Annotated in this window: 19 protein-coding genes; 14 read left to right on the forward strand and 5 right to left on the reverse strand. The window is 70.7% G+C overall.

Annotation, left to right across the window (positions count from 1 at the left end; genetic code table 11):
- Positions 1-81: 81 nt before the first annotated feature.
- From ACWCQK_RS17755 to ACWCQK_RS17770, 4 genes are all read right to left on the reverse strand, one after another.
- Positions 82-300 (reverse strand): hypothetical protein, encoded by a 219-nt coding sequence (locus ACWCQK_RS17755; protein ID WP_451156080.1) that lies wholly within the window; start codon positions 298-300, stop codon positions 82-84.
- A 47-nt stretch (positions 301-347) separates the two neighbouring features.
- Positions 348-1,535, reverse strand: coding sequence for a S1C family serine protease (locus ACWCQK_RS17760; RefSeq protein ID WP_451156081.1), 1,188 nt, complete (start codon positions 1,533-1,535; stop codon positions 348-350).
- A 246-nt stretch (positions 1,536-1,781) separates the two neighbouring features.
- Positions 1,782-2,804 carry a LacI family DNA-binding transcriptional regulator gene (locus ACWCQK_RS17765; protein WP_451156082.1) on the reverse strand — a complete coding sequence of 341 codons (1,023 nt, stop codon included), beginning with the start codon at positions 2,802-2,804 and terminating at the stop codon, positions 1,782-1,784.
- A gap of 94 nt (positions 2,805-2,898) precedes the next feature.
- Positions 2,899-3,678, reverse strand: a complete 780-nt coding sequence (locus tag ACWCQK_RS17770; RefSeq protein WP_451156083.1) for a response regulator transcription factor — start codon at positions 3,676-3,678, stop codon at positions 2,899-2,901.
- A gap of 277 nt (positions 3,679-3,955) precedes the next feature.
- Between ACWCQK_RS17770 and ACWCQK_RS17775 the strand changes: the two genes are divergently transcribed.
- The 9 genes from ACWCQK_RS17775 (at position 3,956) to ACWCQK_RS17815 (ending at position 9,551) form a co-directional block, all read left to right on the forward strand.
- Entirely contained in the window at positions 3,956-4,807 is an 852-nt protein-coding gene (locus ACWCQK_RS17775; protein ID WP_451156084.1) for an alpha/beta hydrolase, read from the forward strand.
- Positions 4,808-4,847: 40 nt separating this feature from the next.
- Entirely contained in the window at positions 4,848-5,102 is a 255-nt protein-coding gene (locus ACWCQK_RS17780) for a MoaD/ThiS family protein (protein WP_451156085.1), read from the forward strand.
- Between the two features lie 8 nt (positions 5,103-5,110).
- Positions 5,111-6,319, forward strand: a complete 1,209-nt coding sequence (locus ACWCQK_RS17785; protein ID WP_451156086.1) for a hypothetical protein — start codon at positions 5,111-5,113, stop codon at positions 6,317-6,319.
- 147 nt (positions 6,320-6,466) lie between these two features.
- The gene (locus ACWCQK_RS17790) at positions 6,467-7,207 is read left to right on the forward strand and encodes an LmeA family phospholipid-binding protein (RefSeq protein WP_451156087.1); all 741 of its coding nucleotides are present in this window, start codon (positions 6,467-6,469) and stop codon (positions 7,205-7,207) included.
- Between the two features lie 209 nt (positions 7,208-7,416).
- Complete coding sequence (locus ACWCQK_RS17795) at positions 7,417-7,497, forward strand: Ms5788A family Cys-rich leader peptide (RefSeq protein ID WP_350751515.1); 81 nt, start codon at positions 7,417-7,419, stop codon at positions 7,495-7,497.
- Between the two features lie 120 nt (positions 7,498-7,617).
- Positions 7,618-8,457, forward strand: a complete 840-nt coding sequence (locus ACWCQK_RS17800; protein WP_451156088.1) for a sulfurtransferase — start codon at positions 7,618-7,620, stop codon at positions 8,455-8,457.
- Between the two features lie 42 nt (positions 8,458-8,499).
- Positions 8,500-8,787 carry a DUF1416 domain-containing protein gene (locus ACWCQK_RS17805; protein ID WP_385788298.1) on the forward strand — a complete coding sequence of 96 codons (288 nt, stop codon included), beginning with the start codon at positions 8,500-8,502 and terminating at the stop codon, positions 8,785-8,787.
- A gap of 116 nt (positions 8,788-8,903) precedes the next feature.
- The gene (locus ACWCQK_RS17810; RefSeq protein WP_451156089.1) at positions 8,904-9,164 is read left to right on the forward strand and encodes a DUF3099 domain-containing protein; all 261 of its coding nucleotides are present in this window, start codon (positions 8,904-8,906) and stop codon (positions 9,162-9,164) included.
- Positions 9,165-9,173: 9 nt separating this feature from the next.
- Positions 9,174-9,551, forward strand: coding sequence for a VOC family protein (locus ACWCQK_RS17815; RefSeq protein ID WP_451156090.1), 378 nt, complete (start codon positions 9,174-9,176; stop codon positions 9,549-9,551).
- Between the two features lie 37 nt (positions 9,552-9,588).
- On the opposite strand, the gene ACWCQK_RS17820 is transcribed toward ACWCQK_RS17815, so the two are convergent.
- The gene (locus ACWCQK_RS17820; RefSeq protein ID WP_451156091.1) at positions 9,589-9,951 is read right to left on the reverse strand and encodes a DsrE family protein; all 363 of its coding nucleotides are present in this window, start codon (positions 9,949-9,951) and stop codon (positions 9,589-9,591) included.
- Positions 9,952-10,090: 139 nt separating this feature from the next.
- On the opposite strand from ACWCQK_RS17820, the gene ACWCQK_RS17825 reads away from it, so the two are divergent.
- The 5 genes from ACWCQK_RS17825 to ACWCQK_RS17845 all read left to right on the forward strand — a co-directional run bounded on the left by ACWCQK_RS17825 (position 10,091) and on the right by ACWCQK_RS17845 (position 13,958).
- A complete protein-coding gene (locus tag ACWCQK_RS17825) occupies positions 10,091-10,834 on the forward strand; it encodes a hypothetical protein (RefSeq protein WP_451156092.1) in 744 nt (247 codons plus the stop codon).
- Positions 10,831-11,742 (forward strand): hypothetical protein, encoded by a 912-nt coding sequence (locus ACWCQK_RS17830; protein WP_451156093.1) that lies wholly within the window; start codon positions 10,831-10,833, stop codon positions 11,740-11,742. The genes ACWCQK_RS17825 and ACWCQK_RS17830 overlap by 4 nt, the downstream gene beginning before the upstream one ends.
- Positions 11,739-12,695, forward strand: coding sequence for a hypothetical protein (locus ACWCQK_RS17835; protein WP_451156094.1), 957 nt, complete (start codon positions 11,739-11,741; stop codon positions 12,693-12,695). Before ACWCQK_RS17830 ends, ACWCQK_RS17835 begins: the two co-directional genes overlap by 4 nt.
- A gap of 224 nt (positions 12,696-12,919) precedes the next feature.
- On the forward strand, positions 12,920-13,495 hold the full coding sequence (locus tag ACWCQK_RS17840; RefSeq protein ID WP_451156095.1) for an FABP family protein: 576 nt from the start codon (positions 12,920-12,922) through the stop codon (positions 13,493-13,495).
- A 16-nt stretch (positions 13,496-13,511) separates the two neighbouring features.
- On the forward strand, positions 13,512-13,958 hold the full coding sequence (locus tag ACWCQK_RS17845; protein WP_451156096.1) for a Fur family transcriptional regulator: 447 nt from the start codon (positions 13,512-13,514) through the stop codon (positions 13,956-13,958).
- Positions 13,959-13,966: the final 8 nt, after the last annotated feature.

A 13,966-nucleotide genomic window follows, 5' to 3' on the forward strand; every position in this document is an offset into this window, starting at 1 on the left:
GACGACTACGGGACAGAACGGACTCGACGCGTTCAGCCTCGCACGTTTCCCGGCTGCGGCGTGAAGGAAGGGGCGGGCGTCTCAGCCGCACACCACGCTGAGCCGCTTCAGCGGCACCTTGCGGCGGTGCGGACGGTCGGCGGAGGTGCGCAGGCCCATCAGCTGGGGGGCCACTTCCGGTGCGCGCAGCTCCGGTACCTTCGGCGGCTGCGGCGCGTTGAGTTCGTAGGCCACGTCGAGGGCCAGGGCGTAGCCCGCCGGGGTGTTGACGATCGCGGGGTGGGAGATCTGCTTGATCATGACGTACTCCTCTGCGTGTCGGGTGCGCTCGGGGGCGAGCGGCCGCGTCAGCTGTCGGAACCGCCCGCCCGCAGGTCGGCCAGGTCCGACTTGACGGTGTTGATCGGGATGGCGAAGCCGAGACCGACGCTGCCGGCGCTGGACGAGGACGTGGAGTCCGCCGCCGAGTACATCGCGGAGTTGATGCCGATGATGTTGCCGTTCATGTCGATCAGCGCGCCGCCGGAGTTGCCGGGGTTGAGGGACGCGTCGGTCTGGAGGGCCTTGTAGGTCGTCGTCGACGTACCGGTGTCGCCGTTGAACTGCCGGCCACCGAACTCGAACGGCCACTGGCCGTTGCCGCCGCTGGGGCCCTGGCTCTGGCTCTGGCTCTCGTCGGTCGAGACGGTCACGTCCCGGTTGAGGGCGGAGACGATGCCGCTGGTGACGGTGCCGGTCAGGCCTTCGGGGGAACCGATCGCCACGACGTCGTCGCCGACCTGGATGCCGTCGGAGTCGCCCAGGGTCGCCGGGGTCAGGCCGGAGGCGTTCTCCAGCTTGATCAGCGCGAGGTCCTTCTTGCTGTCGGTGCCGACGACCTTCGCGGTGTACTCCTTGCCGTCGCTGGTCGACACCTTGACCGACGAGGCGCCGGAGATGACGTGGTTGTTGGTGATGATCTGGCCGCCACTGGTGATGATCACACCGGAGCCGGTCGAGGAGCCGTTGCCGAGCGCGGCCTTGACCTCGACGATGCTCGCGCTGACCGCCGCGGCGACCCCGGCGACCGTGCCCTTCTTGGCGGCGGGCACCACGGTGGTGCTGGTGGAGCCGGCGACGACCGAGTCCTTGCCGGTGAGCTCCTGTATGCCGTAGGCCGTGCCACCGCCCACGGCCGCGGCGACGATCGCCACGGCGGCGAGCAGGCCGACCGTGCCGCGCTTCCTCTTCGGCGCGGGCCCGGCGGGCACGGCGGTCAGGACGGCGGTGTCGCCGCCGTGGCCGTCACCCGCGCCGGCCGCCGCGAAACCGGCGGGGGGCGCGGCCGGGTAGGCCTGGGCCGGCCACACGGTGGCGCCGGGCTCGACGCCCACCGGCTCCGCCGGCCGGTACGCCGGCGGGGGCGGCCACTCGGGGTCCACCGGGGAGGAGTCGTGCTGCTGCCGGGGGTACGCCGGCTGCGAGGGGTGGGTGGCGTGAGGGTCGCCCTGGGAGGGGGGCTCGTACTCGCCGCTGCGGCGGAGGCTCTCGGTCATGACTAGAGCTTCCCGCGCCACGATGAGAGCTTCCTGAGTGCTCCCTGAGAAGGGGGGTAGAACCTCGTATGCCCGATATAAGGAGCATCCTCGAGCCGCGCCCGGAGGTCCGATAGGCACCGTTTTCGTGATGCGCCCGGGAGGTGCTGGTAAGGAGTGTCCTCGCGCCGCGCCGGGAAGTCCCGCCGAGCCGCTCCGGGTCGGTGCAGGCCCAGGGACGCGAGCCCTTAGACCACGCGCGGAGCCCTACTCACAGCCACAGGACCGACGGGCGACCAGCTTCGCCGGGAACACCTTCAGCCGCTCCCGCCGCGACCCCGCGACCCGCAGCCCGTCGTCCAGCACCAGGTCGACCGCCGCGCGTGCCATCGCCGAACGGTCCGACGCGATCGTGGTCAGCGGCGGATCCGCCAGGGCCGCCTCCTTGATGTCGTCGAAGCCGGCCACGGCCAGCTCCTCCGGCACCTCCAGGCGCAGCTCCCGAGCCGCTCGCAGCAGGCCGATCGCCTGGTCGTCGGTGGAGCAGAAGATCGCGGGCGGGCGGCGCGGTCCGGAGAGGATCTCCAGGGCGACCTTGTACGCGTCGTAGCGGTTGTAGGGCGCCTCGAAGAGCCGTCCCTCCGTCGAGATCCCCGCCGCGTCCATGGCGCGCCGCCAGCCCTCGACGTGGTCGGAGACCGGGTCGCCGACCGCCGGGGTGTCGGCGGTGCCGCCCATACAGGCGACGTATTCGTAACCGTGTTCGAGCAGGTGGCTCACGGCGTGCTGGGCGCCGCCCAGGTCGTCCATGACGACGGCGACGTCGTCGATGGCCTCGGGCCGCTCGTGCAGCAGGACCACGCGGGCGTCCCACGCGTCGATCTCGGCGGCGGCCAGGTCGTTGAGCGCGTGGCTGACGAGGATCAGACCGGAGACGCGCATTCCGAGGAAGGCCCGCAGATAGTGGACCTCGCGTTCGCCGATGTAGTCGGAGTTGCCGACGAGCACCATTTTCCCGCGCTCGGAGGCGGCCTGCTCGACCGCGTGCGCCATCTCCGCGAAGAACGGCTGGCGCGCGTCCGGCACGATCAGGCCTATGAGGTCGGTTCGCCGGGACGCCATCGCCTGGGCCACCCGGTCGGGCCGGTAACCCAGTTCCTTGATGGCGGCGAGGACACGCTCGCGCGTGGCCGGGGCGACCGGCCGGGGTCCGTTGTTGATGACATAACTGACCACAGCGGTGGAAGTCCCCGCCAGTCGCGCCACATCATCCCGAGTCACCTTGGCCACGCGCGGAGTCTACGCGGATGGACCGGCCCTGGGCAGGGCGTTTCACAGCTTGTCCGGGCCCGGACGGGGCGGGGGTGCCCCGCCCGAGCGCCCTCTACGCCTCCGCCCGGACCCCGGTGCTGTCCAGGGCGGCCGTCTCGTCCGCATCCTCCGGCTTTGGCGGGGCCGTCTTGGCCTTCGCCTCGTCCGTGGCGCGCTCGCCCTTGTCCGGGGTAACGAATCGATAACCGACGTTCCGGACGGTTCCGATCAGCGACTCGTGCTCGGGGCCGAGCTTGGCCCGCAGCCGCCGTACGTGCACGTCGACGGTGCGGGTGCCGCCGAAGTAGTCGTAGCCCCAGACCTCCTGGAGCAGCTGGGCGCGGGTGAAGACGCGGCCCGGGTGCTGCGCCAGGTACTTCAGGAGCTCGAACTCCTTGAAGGTGAGGTCGAGGACGCGGCCCTTGAGCTTGGCGGAGTACGTCGCCTCGTCGACCGACAGGTCGCCGTTGCGGATCTCCATCGGGGAGTCGTCGTTGACGATCTGCTGCCGGCCCATGGCCAGCCGCAGCCGGGCCTCGACCTCGGCGGGACCGGCGGTGTCGAGGAGGACGTCGTCGATGCCCCAGTCGGCGGTGACCGCCGCGAGGCCGCCCTCCGTGACCACGAGGATCAGGGGACAGCCGGGTCCCGTGGACCGCAGCAGCTGGCACAGGCTGCGGACCTGCGGGAGGTCGCGCCGTCCGTCGATCAGGATGACGTCGGCACCGGGGGTGTCGACGAGGGCGGGGCCTTCCGCCGGAGCCACTCGCACGTTGTGCAGGAGCAGGCCGAGAGCGGGAAGGACCTCCGTCGACGGCTGGAGGGCGTTGGTCAGGAGCAGCAGAGAACTCATCGCACCCCACCTGCCTGGGTCGTCGTCATACGTTCGTGCACGGTTCGCTCGCCCATAACGTCTGGTTCCTCCTCGGTCCCTGCGAGGACGTTTGCGGCACTGCTTCGTACTGTGCGGTTCCCGCGCCCCCTGGGATCCGCCACGGCTCCGGGGAGCCGCCCTGTGCTCAAGGGTCCCGTACACCTGCGGTTTCCCGCTTCGTATACAACGCTTCCGAAAGCACAAAAGGACCCGGGGGCAACGCTGCCCGAGTCCTCTGTCCAGCAGAATAGCCCACATGAGCACCAGTTCGGCAGGTCATGCGGCACGTTCCGTCGTTCGTCCGAACTCTGAGACGAGCAGACACACAGCATTGCGGACGTTTCTCCACACCGTCGACGGTGTGACGATCGATTCCGTATACGACCCGGGTGCGGTCGTATACGACGCCGGCTCGCCGCCTTCCCGTGACCTGGTGTTCGTCGTCGCGCACGGCTTCACCGGCGATGTCGATCGGCCACATGTTCGACGGGTGGCGGAGGTGTTCGCGCGGCACGGGGCCGTCGTCACGTTCTCCTTCCGGGGGCACGGAGCGTCCGGCGGACGCTCCACGGTGGGGGACCGGGAGGTGCTCGACCTGGCGGCCGCGGTGGAGTGGGCCCGCGGGTTCGGGCACGCGCGCGTGGTCACCGTCGGTTTCTCCATGGGCGGCTCGGTGGTGCTGCGGCACGCGGCGCTGTACGGCGCGCGGGACGAGGCGGCCACGGACGCCGTGGTCTCCGTCAGCGCGCCGGCCCGCTGGTACTACCGGGGCACCGCCCCCATGCGGCGGGTGCACTGGCTGGTGACCCGGCGCGAGGGCCGTCTGCTGAGCCGCTTCGGCCTGCGCACCCGCATCAACGACCGCGACTGGGACCCGGTGCCGCTGTCCCCGGTGGAGGCGGTCCCGCGCATCGCGCCCAGGCCGCTGCTGATCGTGCACGGCGACCAGGACGGCTACTTCCCCGTGGACCACCCCCGGATGCTGGCCGCGGCCGCCGGCGACCACGGCGAACTCTGGCTGGAGCCCGGCATGGGCCACGCCGAGCACGCGGCGGACGACGGGCTGCTGCGCAGGATCGGTCGCTGGGCCGCCGCGACGGCGGGCTAGCCTGGCAGCTGTTCACTGCCGAACCGACGTGAGGGACGAGATGGCAAAGGTCACGGTGCGTTACTGGGCCGCAGCCAAGGCCGCGGCCGGGATCGCCGAGGAGCCGTACGACGCGCTCACGCTCGCCGAGGCGCTCGCCGCGGTACGGGAGCGGCACCCCGGCGAGCTGGTGCGCGTCCTGGCACGATGCTCGTTCCTCATCGACGGTGATCCCGTCGGCACCCGCGGGCATGAGACGGTACGGCTGGCCGAGGGCGGCACGGTCGAGGTGCTCCCGCCGTTCGCAGGAGGATGACCCCACCGATGACCAACCAGCCGTACGAACCGCACGAGGGGCCCCCGTACGAGGGGTACGACCCGTTCGGGCAGCAGCAGCATCAGCCGCATCACCAGCAGCAGCCGCAGCAGTCCTGGCAGCAGCACCAGCCCTACGCGTACGAGGACCCGCAGCACACCCAGCAGTGGCAGGGGCAGACCTGGGAGACGCAGGTGCAGCCGCCCGTCGCCGCGACGGACACGGCGTACCCGCCGTCCCAGGGGTACCAGCAGCAGGCAGGGGAGCAGGCGCGGGCCCAGGCGTACGGATATCCGGATCCGTCGGCCGCGGGGTGGTCCGCTGCCGCCGCTGCCACCGGTCCCGCCGCCGCCGGTCCGGTCGCCGCGCTCGCGCACCCGGCGCCCGGCGCCGCCCCGGCCGACGAGGGCGCCGGCCCGGGCCCCTCCTACGGCCCCGCCACCCTCGCCGGCAACGCCCGCATCACCGACGCCCAGCGCGCCCGCCTCGAAGGCCGCTCCCCGGTCATCGAGCCCGGTATGCAGCCCGCCGCGCTCACCGCGCTGCTGGGCCTGCTGCTCGCGGCCACGGCGCCCGTCGGCTCCTACGCCCTCCTGGTCCCGCTCGTCGCCCTGCAGGCCGTCACCGCCGCGGGCTGGTTCCGGCTGAACGGGATGTGGCCGGCCCGGCAGGGCATCGCGCTGGCCTTCCTGGGCGCGCTGGTCTCGGACGCGGCGGTGCTCGTGGCCGGCCGGGAGCACGGGCCCGCCGCGATCCTCGGCACCCTCGGAGTGTGGGTGCTGCTCTGCCTCGTCCTCCAGCTGCGCTCGCACGCCGATCCGGACGAGCGGATGTACGGCCTGATGGCGGGCGTCGCCTCGGCCGCGCTGGCCATCGTGGCGACCGGGCACCTCGCCGCGGAGGCGGACGCGGTGTCGGTCGGTGCCGCCGCGGTGGCCGTGGCCGTCCTGGCCCGCGCGCTGCCGCTGCCGACCCCGGCCTCCGTGGTCGTGGCGCTGCTGGCCGCGGCGGGCGCCGGCGTCGCGGTGGGCGCGATGACGGGCTTCGGCTCGAAGGGGGCGGTGCTCGGCGTCGGTGCCGCGGTCTGCGCGCTCATCGGCCACCGGGTCGCCAGCTACGACTACCCGTCGCGGTTCGTCCACCTCACGGCGGGCGTGGCCCTGCCGCTGTCGGCCGCGGCACCGGCGATCTACGTCCTCGGGCGGGCGCTCGGCTAGAGCCCTGGGTGAGCCTTCCGGCGAAGCTCCGCGGCCAGTGCGATGGCCGTGACATGTCACAGGTGATCGACAATTTCACGGTGGTCCCGCGGGGCGGGACTACCGTGGCAGTCGTCCTTGATGGCTGCCGGGTGGGGGAAAGACCGAATGCGCGCGCTGCGAGTACTTCTGATCGTCGTCGTGATCCTTGGCGTGCTCTTCGTGGTCGTGGACCGGGTGGCCGTCCACTTCGCCCAGGGCGAGGTGGCGGACAAGCTGCGGACCACCGAGGGTCTGGCGAGCGCACCGGACGTGTCCATCAACGGTTTCCCCTTCCTCACCCAGGTGGCGGGCGGCGAACTGGACGACGTCGAGATCGGCATCAAGGACTACGACGCGTCCACCGGCACCGGCACCGGCGCGGAGAAGATCCGTATCGACAACCTGAGGGCGCACATGAAGGGCGTCGAGTTCTCGGGCGACTACAGCTCCGCCACCGCGGCCACCGCCACCGGCACCGCGACGATCGCCTACGACGAGCTGCTCAAGGCCGCCAAGTCCGAGCCCACCCGGGTCGCGCCCGGCGCCACCGCCCAGGTCGTGGGCCTGTCCGACGGCGGCAACGGCAAGATCAAGGTGGAGATCGACGGGACCTTCCTCGGCGTCGAGCTGCCCCACCCGGTCTCCGTGCTCAGCACGGTCACGGTCAAGGGCGACACCGTGCGGGTGCGCGCGGACGGGCTGCCCGAGCTCGGCGTCGACCTGGCCGAGAACGCGGTCCGCTCGATCACCGACTTCCAGCAGGCGATAGAGGAACTGCCCGGCGGCGTCCGGCTGGACAAGGTGCGGGCGACGAGTGACGGCGTGGAGATCTCGGTGAAGGGTTCGAACGTCAAGCTGGCCGGGTAGGTGGGGGTACGGCGGACGGAGGGCGGACGAAAACCGTCCGAAGGACGAGACGCTCGCCTCCGTGGAGCCGCCGTGGCGACGGACGCGGCGGCCCCGGCGTCGGCCGACGGCGCGCCGGGAACCATCCGCATCCCACATCGCGGACGATCGCGTCTCAAAATACGACACACCGGTGACATGCCAGGCTGTCCGTCCCTACGATCGACACCATGAAGCGACAGGCGGATCTCACGAAGCGGCGGGCAGTAGACCTGTGCCGCGTCGCCGCCATGCTCTGTCGCCCTTTCTGAGCGGAAGCACCGACTTCCGCGTCCCTCTCGCCCTGCCCGGGCATCCGTGCGCCCCTCTCTGTGTGCGCGCACCCCTCTCACTCGCACGCCCCGCCGCAACTGCCCCGGAGGAGAAAGAGCATGAGCCGCAGTGACGTCCTGGTAGACGCCGACTGGGTCCAGGACCACCTGGACGACTCGAACGTCGCCGTCGTCGAGGTCGACGAGGACACGTCCGCGTACGAGAAGAACCACATCAGGAACGCGATCCGGATCGACTGGACCAAGGACCTCCAGGACCCGGTCCGCCGTGACTTCATCGACCAGGAGGGCTTCGAGAAGCTCCTCTCGGCGAAGGGCATCGCCAACGACACGCTGGTGATCCTCTACGGCGGCAACAACAACTGGTTCGCGTCCTACGCCTACTGGTACTTCAAGCTGTACGGCCACCAGAACGTCAAGCTCCTCGACGGTGGCCGCAAGAAGTGGGAGCTGGACGCCCGCGAGCTGGTCGAGGAGGTGCCCGAGCGCGCCGAGACCTCCTACCAGGCCAAGCCGCAGGACACGTCCATCCGTGCCTTCCGCGACGACGTCCTGGCGGCCATCGGGGTGCAGAACCTGGTCGACGTCCGCTCGCCCGACGAGTTCTCCGGCAAGCTGCTGGCCCCGGCGCACCTGCCGCAGGAGCAGTCGCAGCGCCCGGGTCACGTCCCGACCGCCCGCAACATCCCGTGGTCGAAGAACGCCAACGACGACGGCACCTTCAAGTCGGACGACGCCCTCAAGGAGCTGTACGCCGACGAGCAGGTGGACCTGGCCAAGGACACCATCGCGTACTGCCGTATCGGCGAGCGCTCGGCCCTGACCTGGTTCGTGCTGCACGAGCTGCTCGGTGTCGAGAACGTCAAGAACTACGACGGCTCCTGGACCGAGTACGGCTCCCTCGTGGGCGTGCCGATCGAGCTCGGCGCCAACAAGTAGGCGACCCGACCGACCTCTCATCACCCTCTTCAGGAGTACGACATGTGTGGAGCGAAGGCCGGCGGCCCGGACGCCTCGACGATCAAGCCCGGTGAGACCACCATCCAGGGTCAGGTGACGAAGGACGGCGAGCCCGTGGTCGGCTATGTCCGCCTGCTGGACTCGACCGGCGAGTTCACCGCCGAGGTCCCGACCTCGGCCACGGGTCAGTTCCGTTTCTACGCGGCCGAGGGCACCTGGACCCTGCGCGCCCTCGTTCCCGGCGCCAGCGCCGACCGCACGGTCGTCGCCCAGCAGGGCGGTCTCGCGGAGGTCGCGATCGCGGTCTGAGCGCTCGCGGCGGCCGCGACCGCCGCGACGACACCGTGAAACACCGAAGGGCCGCACCCCGCGGGTTGGACGCCTGGGGTGCGGCCCTTCGGCGTGCGCGGCCCTACGCTGGAGGTATGTACGCACGGCGGCGTCACGTCTACTTCGCCATGATGGGGATCTGCATCGGTCTCTTCGTCCTGGCGTGGGCGGTCGTGCGCCTCTGGTCGGTCCCGGCGGCCGTGGGCATGTGTGTGGTGGCCATGGTCATCCCGCCGCTCGCCGCGATGGTCGCGAACCGGCGGGGACCGGACGACCGGTGGTGGGACGACCCCTCCGGCGATCCCAAGTCCGACGAGTGGTGGGACGAGCTGGACGGGAAGAAGCGGCCCCGGTAGGAAAGGCGCATGGCACCCACGAGGCTGTCGACCGTCGTGCTGGACGCGTCCGACGCGCACGAACTGGCCGGGTTCTACGTCCGCCTGCTCGGGTACGCCGTGCGTGCCGAGGAACCCGGCTGGGTGCTCATCGGGCCGCCCCCGGGCACCGAGGGCACGGCCCTGGCTTTCCAGGCCGAGCCCGGGTACGTACCGCCCCGGTGGCCCACGCGCCGGCCCGGCGAACAGCAGATGATGCTGCACCTGGACATCCAGGTCGACGACCTGGCGGGCGAGACCGCGCGGGCCGTCGCGGAGGGGGCCAGACTCGCCGCCTACCAGCCGCAGGACGACGTCCGGGTGCTGTTCGACCCGGCGGGACACCCCTTCTGCCTGTGGGTCCCGTAGGCCCGTTCCGTCTGCGGACCCGTAGGCCCGCTCCGGATCAGTAGACGAGCGCCTGCGTCTCGTCCCCCAGCGCCTCCTGTACGAACACCTGCGCGCCCGCGATCCGTACGCCCTCGATGACGTCGTCCTCCGTGATGTCGCGGCGGGCCGCGCACTGCGTGCACAGGGTCAGCCGGCCGCCCGCCAGGACCGAGTCGAGCAGGTCCGGCAGCGGAGCCGCGTGCGGCAGCTCGAACTCGGCCGCGCGGCCGGGCAGCGCGAACCACGCGGACTCCCCGGTCAGCCACAGGGAGACGTCCACCCCGCTCGCCACGGCCACGGCCGCGACCGTGAACGCCTGGGAGCACCGCTCGGGCTCGTCGGCCCCTGCCGTCACCTTGATCACGAGCTTCTTCGCCATGTCTGAATCGTAATCAACTCCCTTACAACTAGCTGTGTCGGCCATGGGTCTCCTGTGAAGCCCGTATGTGGAACCTACGCTTCATGTTCTGTGGGGGAACGTCTTGGAAGAACCCGAAGTGGTACCCGGTGCCTCTGACGTGCCGGATGTACCCGATGCCTCGGTTGGGCCCCGGTCGCGCCGTCGCGGGCGCACCGCGCTGCTGATCGGCTGCGCCGTCGTGCTCGGTCTGGTCGCCGGCACCTGTGGTGGCTACCTCGTCCAGGCGGACCGCGAACCGACAAAGCTGCCGCCGCTGTCCCAGCCGACGCTGCCGCGGGCCGGCGGCCCGGGTCCCGAGCCGCTGTCGGCCGCGCAGGACCGCCAGGTGAAGACCGACGGCGACCTGCGGAAGCTGCTGCTGAAGGCGCCGCGCGGAACCAAGAAGCTCGACTGGATCGCCAAGGACAACTGGATGGATCTGGCGAGTTACGCGGACAACTTCGAGAAGCCGGGCGATGCCTTCCCCGACCTCGTCGGCGAGGAGTTCCGCCGCGCGGCCGTCACCGGCTGGGGGATCCGCGGTACGTCCACCGTGGAGATCCGGCTGGTCCAGTTCCGCCAGGAGGAGGAGGGCGCGGCGGCCGAGGACTCCAGCAGCGACAACCAGTACTGGGCGGACAAGGAGGACGCCACCGACAGCTGGAGCGTCCCCGGTACCGGGGACGGTATGGCGTACGTCCACACCCGGCCCGACACCAAGCCCGGCTACCTGCCGATGTACCAGGCGGAGGCGCACGCCTGGCGTGGCGACATCGCCATGGAGATCTGGGTCTACGGGAGCAAGCCGATCGCCAAGAAGACGATCATGGACCTGGCCGAGCGGCAGATGGAGCGGTTGTGAGCGAGAAAGAGACCGAGCCGGTCGAGTCGGCGGTGGAGTCCATGGAGCCGGTCGAGTCGGCGGCGGTGGCCGAGCCCGCCGAGCCCGAGGTGTCCGAGGTGTCCGAGTCCGCGGCGCCCGTCACCGAGGTGCCCGGGGCCGTCGCGCCCGCGCCCGCCCGTAAGCGTCCGCGCAAGGGGCGTATCGCGGCCGTCGCCGGGTCCGTGCTGCTGGCCGGTGCCGTCGTCGCCGGGGTGGGGTACACCGTGGTGACCGTGAACGGCGCCGACCGTGACGCGGGTGCTCCCGTCTGGAAGTTCCCGAAGCCTCAGGCGGACACCGGAGCGGCGCCCGCCCGGAAGGGGCTCGCCGGCCTGCTCGTGGCGTACGGGACCGATGGCTGGAGCAAGGGGCCCGACATCGCGGTGTACGGCGCCGACGTCCAGCTCAGCGGCGCCCAGGCCACGGCCCTGCGCAAGCAGGCGCTGGTCGATCTGCCCCGTACCCGGCGCAAGCGGCTGGAGCGGGAGATCGACAAGCAGCGCACCACGGGCATGGCCATGCGCAGCTACTACAGTCAGAAGCCCGGCAGCTTCGGCAACGAAGACATCTACGCCGTGAAGATCGTGCTGGCCCAGATGGAGAGCAAGGCCGCGGTGCGGGACATCTCGACGTTCCAGAACGAGTTGTTCGACGCCCTGGACGTCTTCCGCAAGGGTCCGGCGATCAAGGGGCACAAGGACGCCAAGTGCTTCCTCCCGCCCAAGTCCGCCAAGACGGATCTCGACAGGATGTTCTGCTCCGCCTACGTGGGGAACGTGCTGGTCACGGCCACCGCGGATGGCGTGAAGCCCATCGACACCAAGGGAGTGGCGGACCTGCTGAGCACCCAGCTCGACCGCATCGCCGCGCCGGGGGAGGCGGTATGACCGAGCAGCAGCAGGTCGCGGAGCCCACGCCGACCGAGGAACCGCAGGTGCACGCGCCTGCTACCGCGGAGGCCGAAGCCAAGGCCGATGTCCAGGCCGAAGCCGTGACCGTGGCCGACGTGACAGCCGTCGCCGAGCCCGCGGTGCCTCAGCCCGCCGTCGCCGAGCCCGTCGTCCCCGGGCCCCCGAAGGACCGCCGTGTGCTGCGTGCCGTCCTGCGCTGGACCGCCGCCGTCGGCGTCTTCGCGGCGGTCGCCACGGCGACGGCGTACGGGATCGCCGGCATGGAACGGACGGACGTACCGGGACTGGCGACGGAATCGGACGGGCGCTGGGAGTTCCCCGCGTTGGTCCAGCCGCCGCTGCCCTCGGGCAGTCCCGCGCCGTTCGCCGAGGTGAACACCGCGAACGCGCACCACGCCGACCTGCGGGCGCTCCTCCTGCCCGTCCCGAAGGGCGCGACGGAGGACAAGGCACTGCGCGGCTCGGACGGCTGGCTGGCGACGAAGGACTACCTGTCGGAGTACGCGGTCGACGACGAACGTCAGGAGCTGGGGCAGAAACTCGTCGACGCCGGTCTGCGGCACGTCGCGGCCCGTGGCTGGACCACCCCGGACGGCACCCGGACCCGGATCTATCTGCTCCAGTTCGGCACGGCGGCGGTCGCGGACAAGATGTACGTGAGCCAGGCCGTCCCGTTCGGCGCCCCCGCCTACGAGGTGCGTGGCGCCGCCGAGTCCACGTTCGACGAGGCCATCGCGATGCAGTCCACGGTGCGGGGGATCAACCGTGCGGTGTACGTCGAGGCGAAGCCGTACGGGCCCGAACAGGTACGCCAGGGCTATGTGTCCGCGGGTGACGTCCTCGCGGTGATCCTCCAGACGAGGAAGGGCACCGCCGCCGCCATCCCCTTCCAGCAGACGGTGACCCTGCAGAGCCAGCTGCTCGGCTGACCCGCAGGGCGTACCTCACGGAGAGGGCCGGGTCCCAGCCGCGTAAGCTGGGACCCGGCCCTGTCTACGTGCGACACCCCGCTCATCCCAAGGAGCAATCCCGTGGAGATCTTCTTCGAAATCCTGCTGGTCCTGGTCTGCGTCGGCGTGCTCGCCTTCGCCGGACTGACCGTGAAGAAGCTGTACCAGGGCCAGCGCTGATCAACCTCTAGGGACTGCCGCTCATGATCGAGATCCCGTCCGACCTGCACAAGGACCTCGTCCCCCTCGCCTTCCTGCTCGGCGACTGGGCCGGTGCCGGTGTGCACGACTTCCCCGGTTCCGAGAAGTGCAACTTCGGCCAGGAGGTCGCGTTCACGCACGACGGCCGGGACTTCCTGGAGTACCGGTCCCACACCTGGGTCCTGGACAACGACGGGGAGAAGGTCCGGCCTCTGGAGTCCGAGTCCGGCTTCTGGCGGATCGACGCCGACCGCAAGGTCGAGGTCACGATGACCCGCGACGACGGCGTCATCGAGATCTGGTACGGCGAACTCGCCGACAAGAAGCCGCAGATCGACCTGGTCACGGACGCCGTGGCCCGTACGGCCGCCTCCCGCCCCTACACCGGCGGCAAGCGCCTGTACGGCTACGTCAAGAGCGACCTCATGTGGGTCGGCGAGAAGCAGACCCCCGAGGTCGAGCTGCGCCCCTACCTGTCCGCGCACCTGAAGAAGGTCGTCACCCCGGAGGACGTCGAGCGCTGGGCGAAGGCCCTGCCCGACGACATGCCGGACGACGGGATCGCTTTCTTCAAGTAGTCCTAGACTTTCTGGTGTGGTGAGCACCGGAAGTACGGACTGGAAGAGTGATCTGCGGCAGCGCGGCTACCGGCTGACGCCGCAACGGCAACTCGTGCTCGAAGCCGTGGACACCCTCGAACACGCGACCCCCGACGACATCCTCGTGGAAGTGAGGAAGACGGCGTCGGGGGTCAACATTTCCACGGTCTACCGGACCCTGGAGCTGCTGGAGGAGCTCGGGCTGGTCAGCCACGCCCACCTCGGACACGGCGCGCCGACGTACCACCTCGCCGACCGGCACCATCACCTCCACCTCGTCTGCCGTGACTGCTCGAACGTCATCGAGGCGGACGTCCAGGTGGCCGCCGACTTCACCGCCAAACTGCGGGAGACCTTCGGCTTCGACACGGACATGAAGCACTTCGCGATCTTCGGCCGGTGCGAGGACTGCACTCTCAAGAGTTCAATTACCAAGTCGTAGGCTTACGG

Source organism: Streptomyces sp. NPDC002306 (assembly GCF_053593435.1).

Bases quoted from the DNA above. Each gene is read 5' to 3' on its own strand.
- ACWCQK_RS17755 (WP_451156080.1), bottom strand. From the start codon at position 300: ATGATCAAGCAGATCTCCCACCCCGCGATCGTCAACACCCCGGCGGGC.
- ACWCQK_RS17760 (WP_451156081.1), bottom strand. From the start codon at position 1,535: ATGACCGAGAGCCTCCGCCGCAGCGGCGAGTACGAGCCCCCCTCCCAG.
- ACWCQK_RS17770 (WP_451156083.1), bottom strand. From the start codon at position 3,678: ATGAGTTCTCTGCTGCTCCTGACCAACGCCCTCCAGCCGTCGACGGAG.
- ACWCQK_RS17775 (WP_451156084.1), top strand. From the start codon at position 3,956: ATGAGCACCAGTTCGGCAGGTCATGCGGCACGTTCCGTCGTTCGTCCG.
- ACWCQK_RS17780 (WP_451156085.1), top strand. From the start codon at position 4,848: ATGGCAAAGGTCACGGTGCGTTACTGGGCCGCAGCCAAGGCCGCGGCC.
- ACWCQK_RS17785 (WP_451156086.1), top strand. From the start codon at position 5,111: ATGACCAACCAGCCGTACGAACCGCACGAGGGGCCCCCGTACGAGGGG.
- ACWCQK_RS17790 (WP_451156087.1), top strand. From the start codon at position 6,467: ATGCGCGCGCTGCGAGTACTTCTGATCGTCGTCGTGATCCTTGGCGTG.
- ACWCQK_RS17795 (WP_350751515.1), top strand. From the start codon at position 7,417: ATGAAGCGACAGGCGGATCTCACGAAGCGGCGGGCAGTAGACCTGTGC.
- ACWCQK_RS17800 (WP_451156088.1), top strand. From the start codon at position 7,618: ATGAGCCGCAGTGACGTCCTGGTAGACGCCGACTGGGTCCAGGACCAC.
- ACWCQK_RS17805 (WP_385788298.1), top strand. From the start codon at position 8,500: ATGTGTGGAGCGAAGGCCGGCGGCCCGGACGCCTCGACGATCAAGCCC.
- ACWCQK_RS17810 (WP_451156089.1), top strand. From the start codon at position 8,904: ATGTACGCACGGCGGCGTCACGTCTACTTCGCCATGATGGGGATCTGC.
- ACWCQK_RS17815 (WP_451156090.1), top strand. From the start codon at position 9,174: ATGGCACCCACGAGGCTGTCGACCGTCGTGCTGGACGCGTCCGACGCG.
- ACWCQK_RS17820 (WP_451156091.1), bottom strand. From the start codon at position 9,951: ATGGCGAAGAAGCTCGTGATCAAGGTGACGGCAGGGGCCGACGAGCCC.
- ACWCQK_RS17835 (WP_451156094.1), top strand. From the start codon at position 11,739: ATGACCGAGCAGCAGCAGGTCGCGGAGCCCACGCCGACCGAGGAACCG.
- ACWCQK_RS17840 (WP_451156095.1), top strand. From the start codon at position 12,920: ATGATCGAGATCCCGTCCGACCTGCACAAGGACCTCGTCCCCCTCGCC.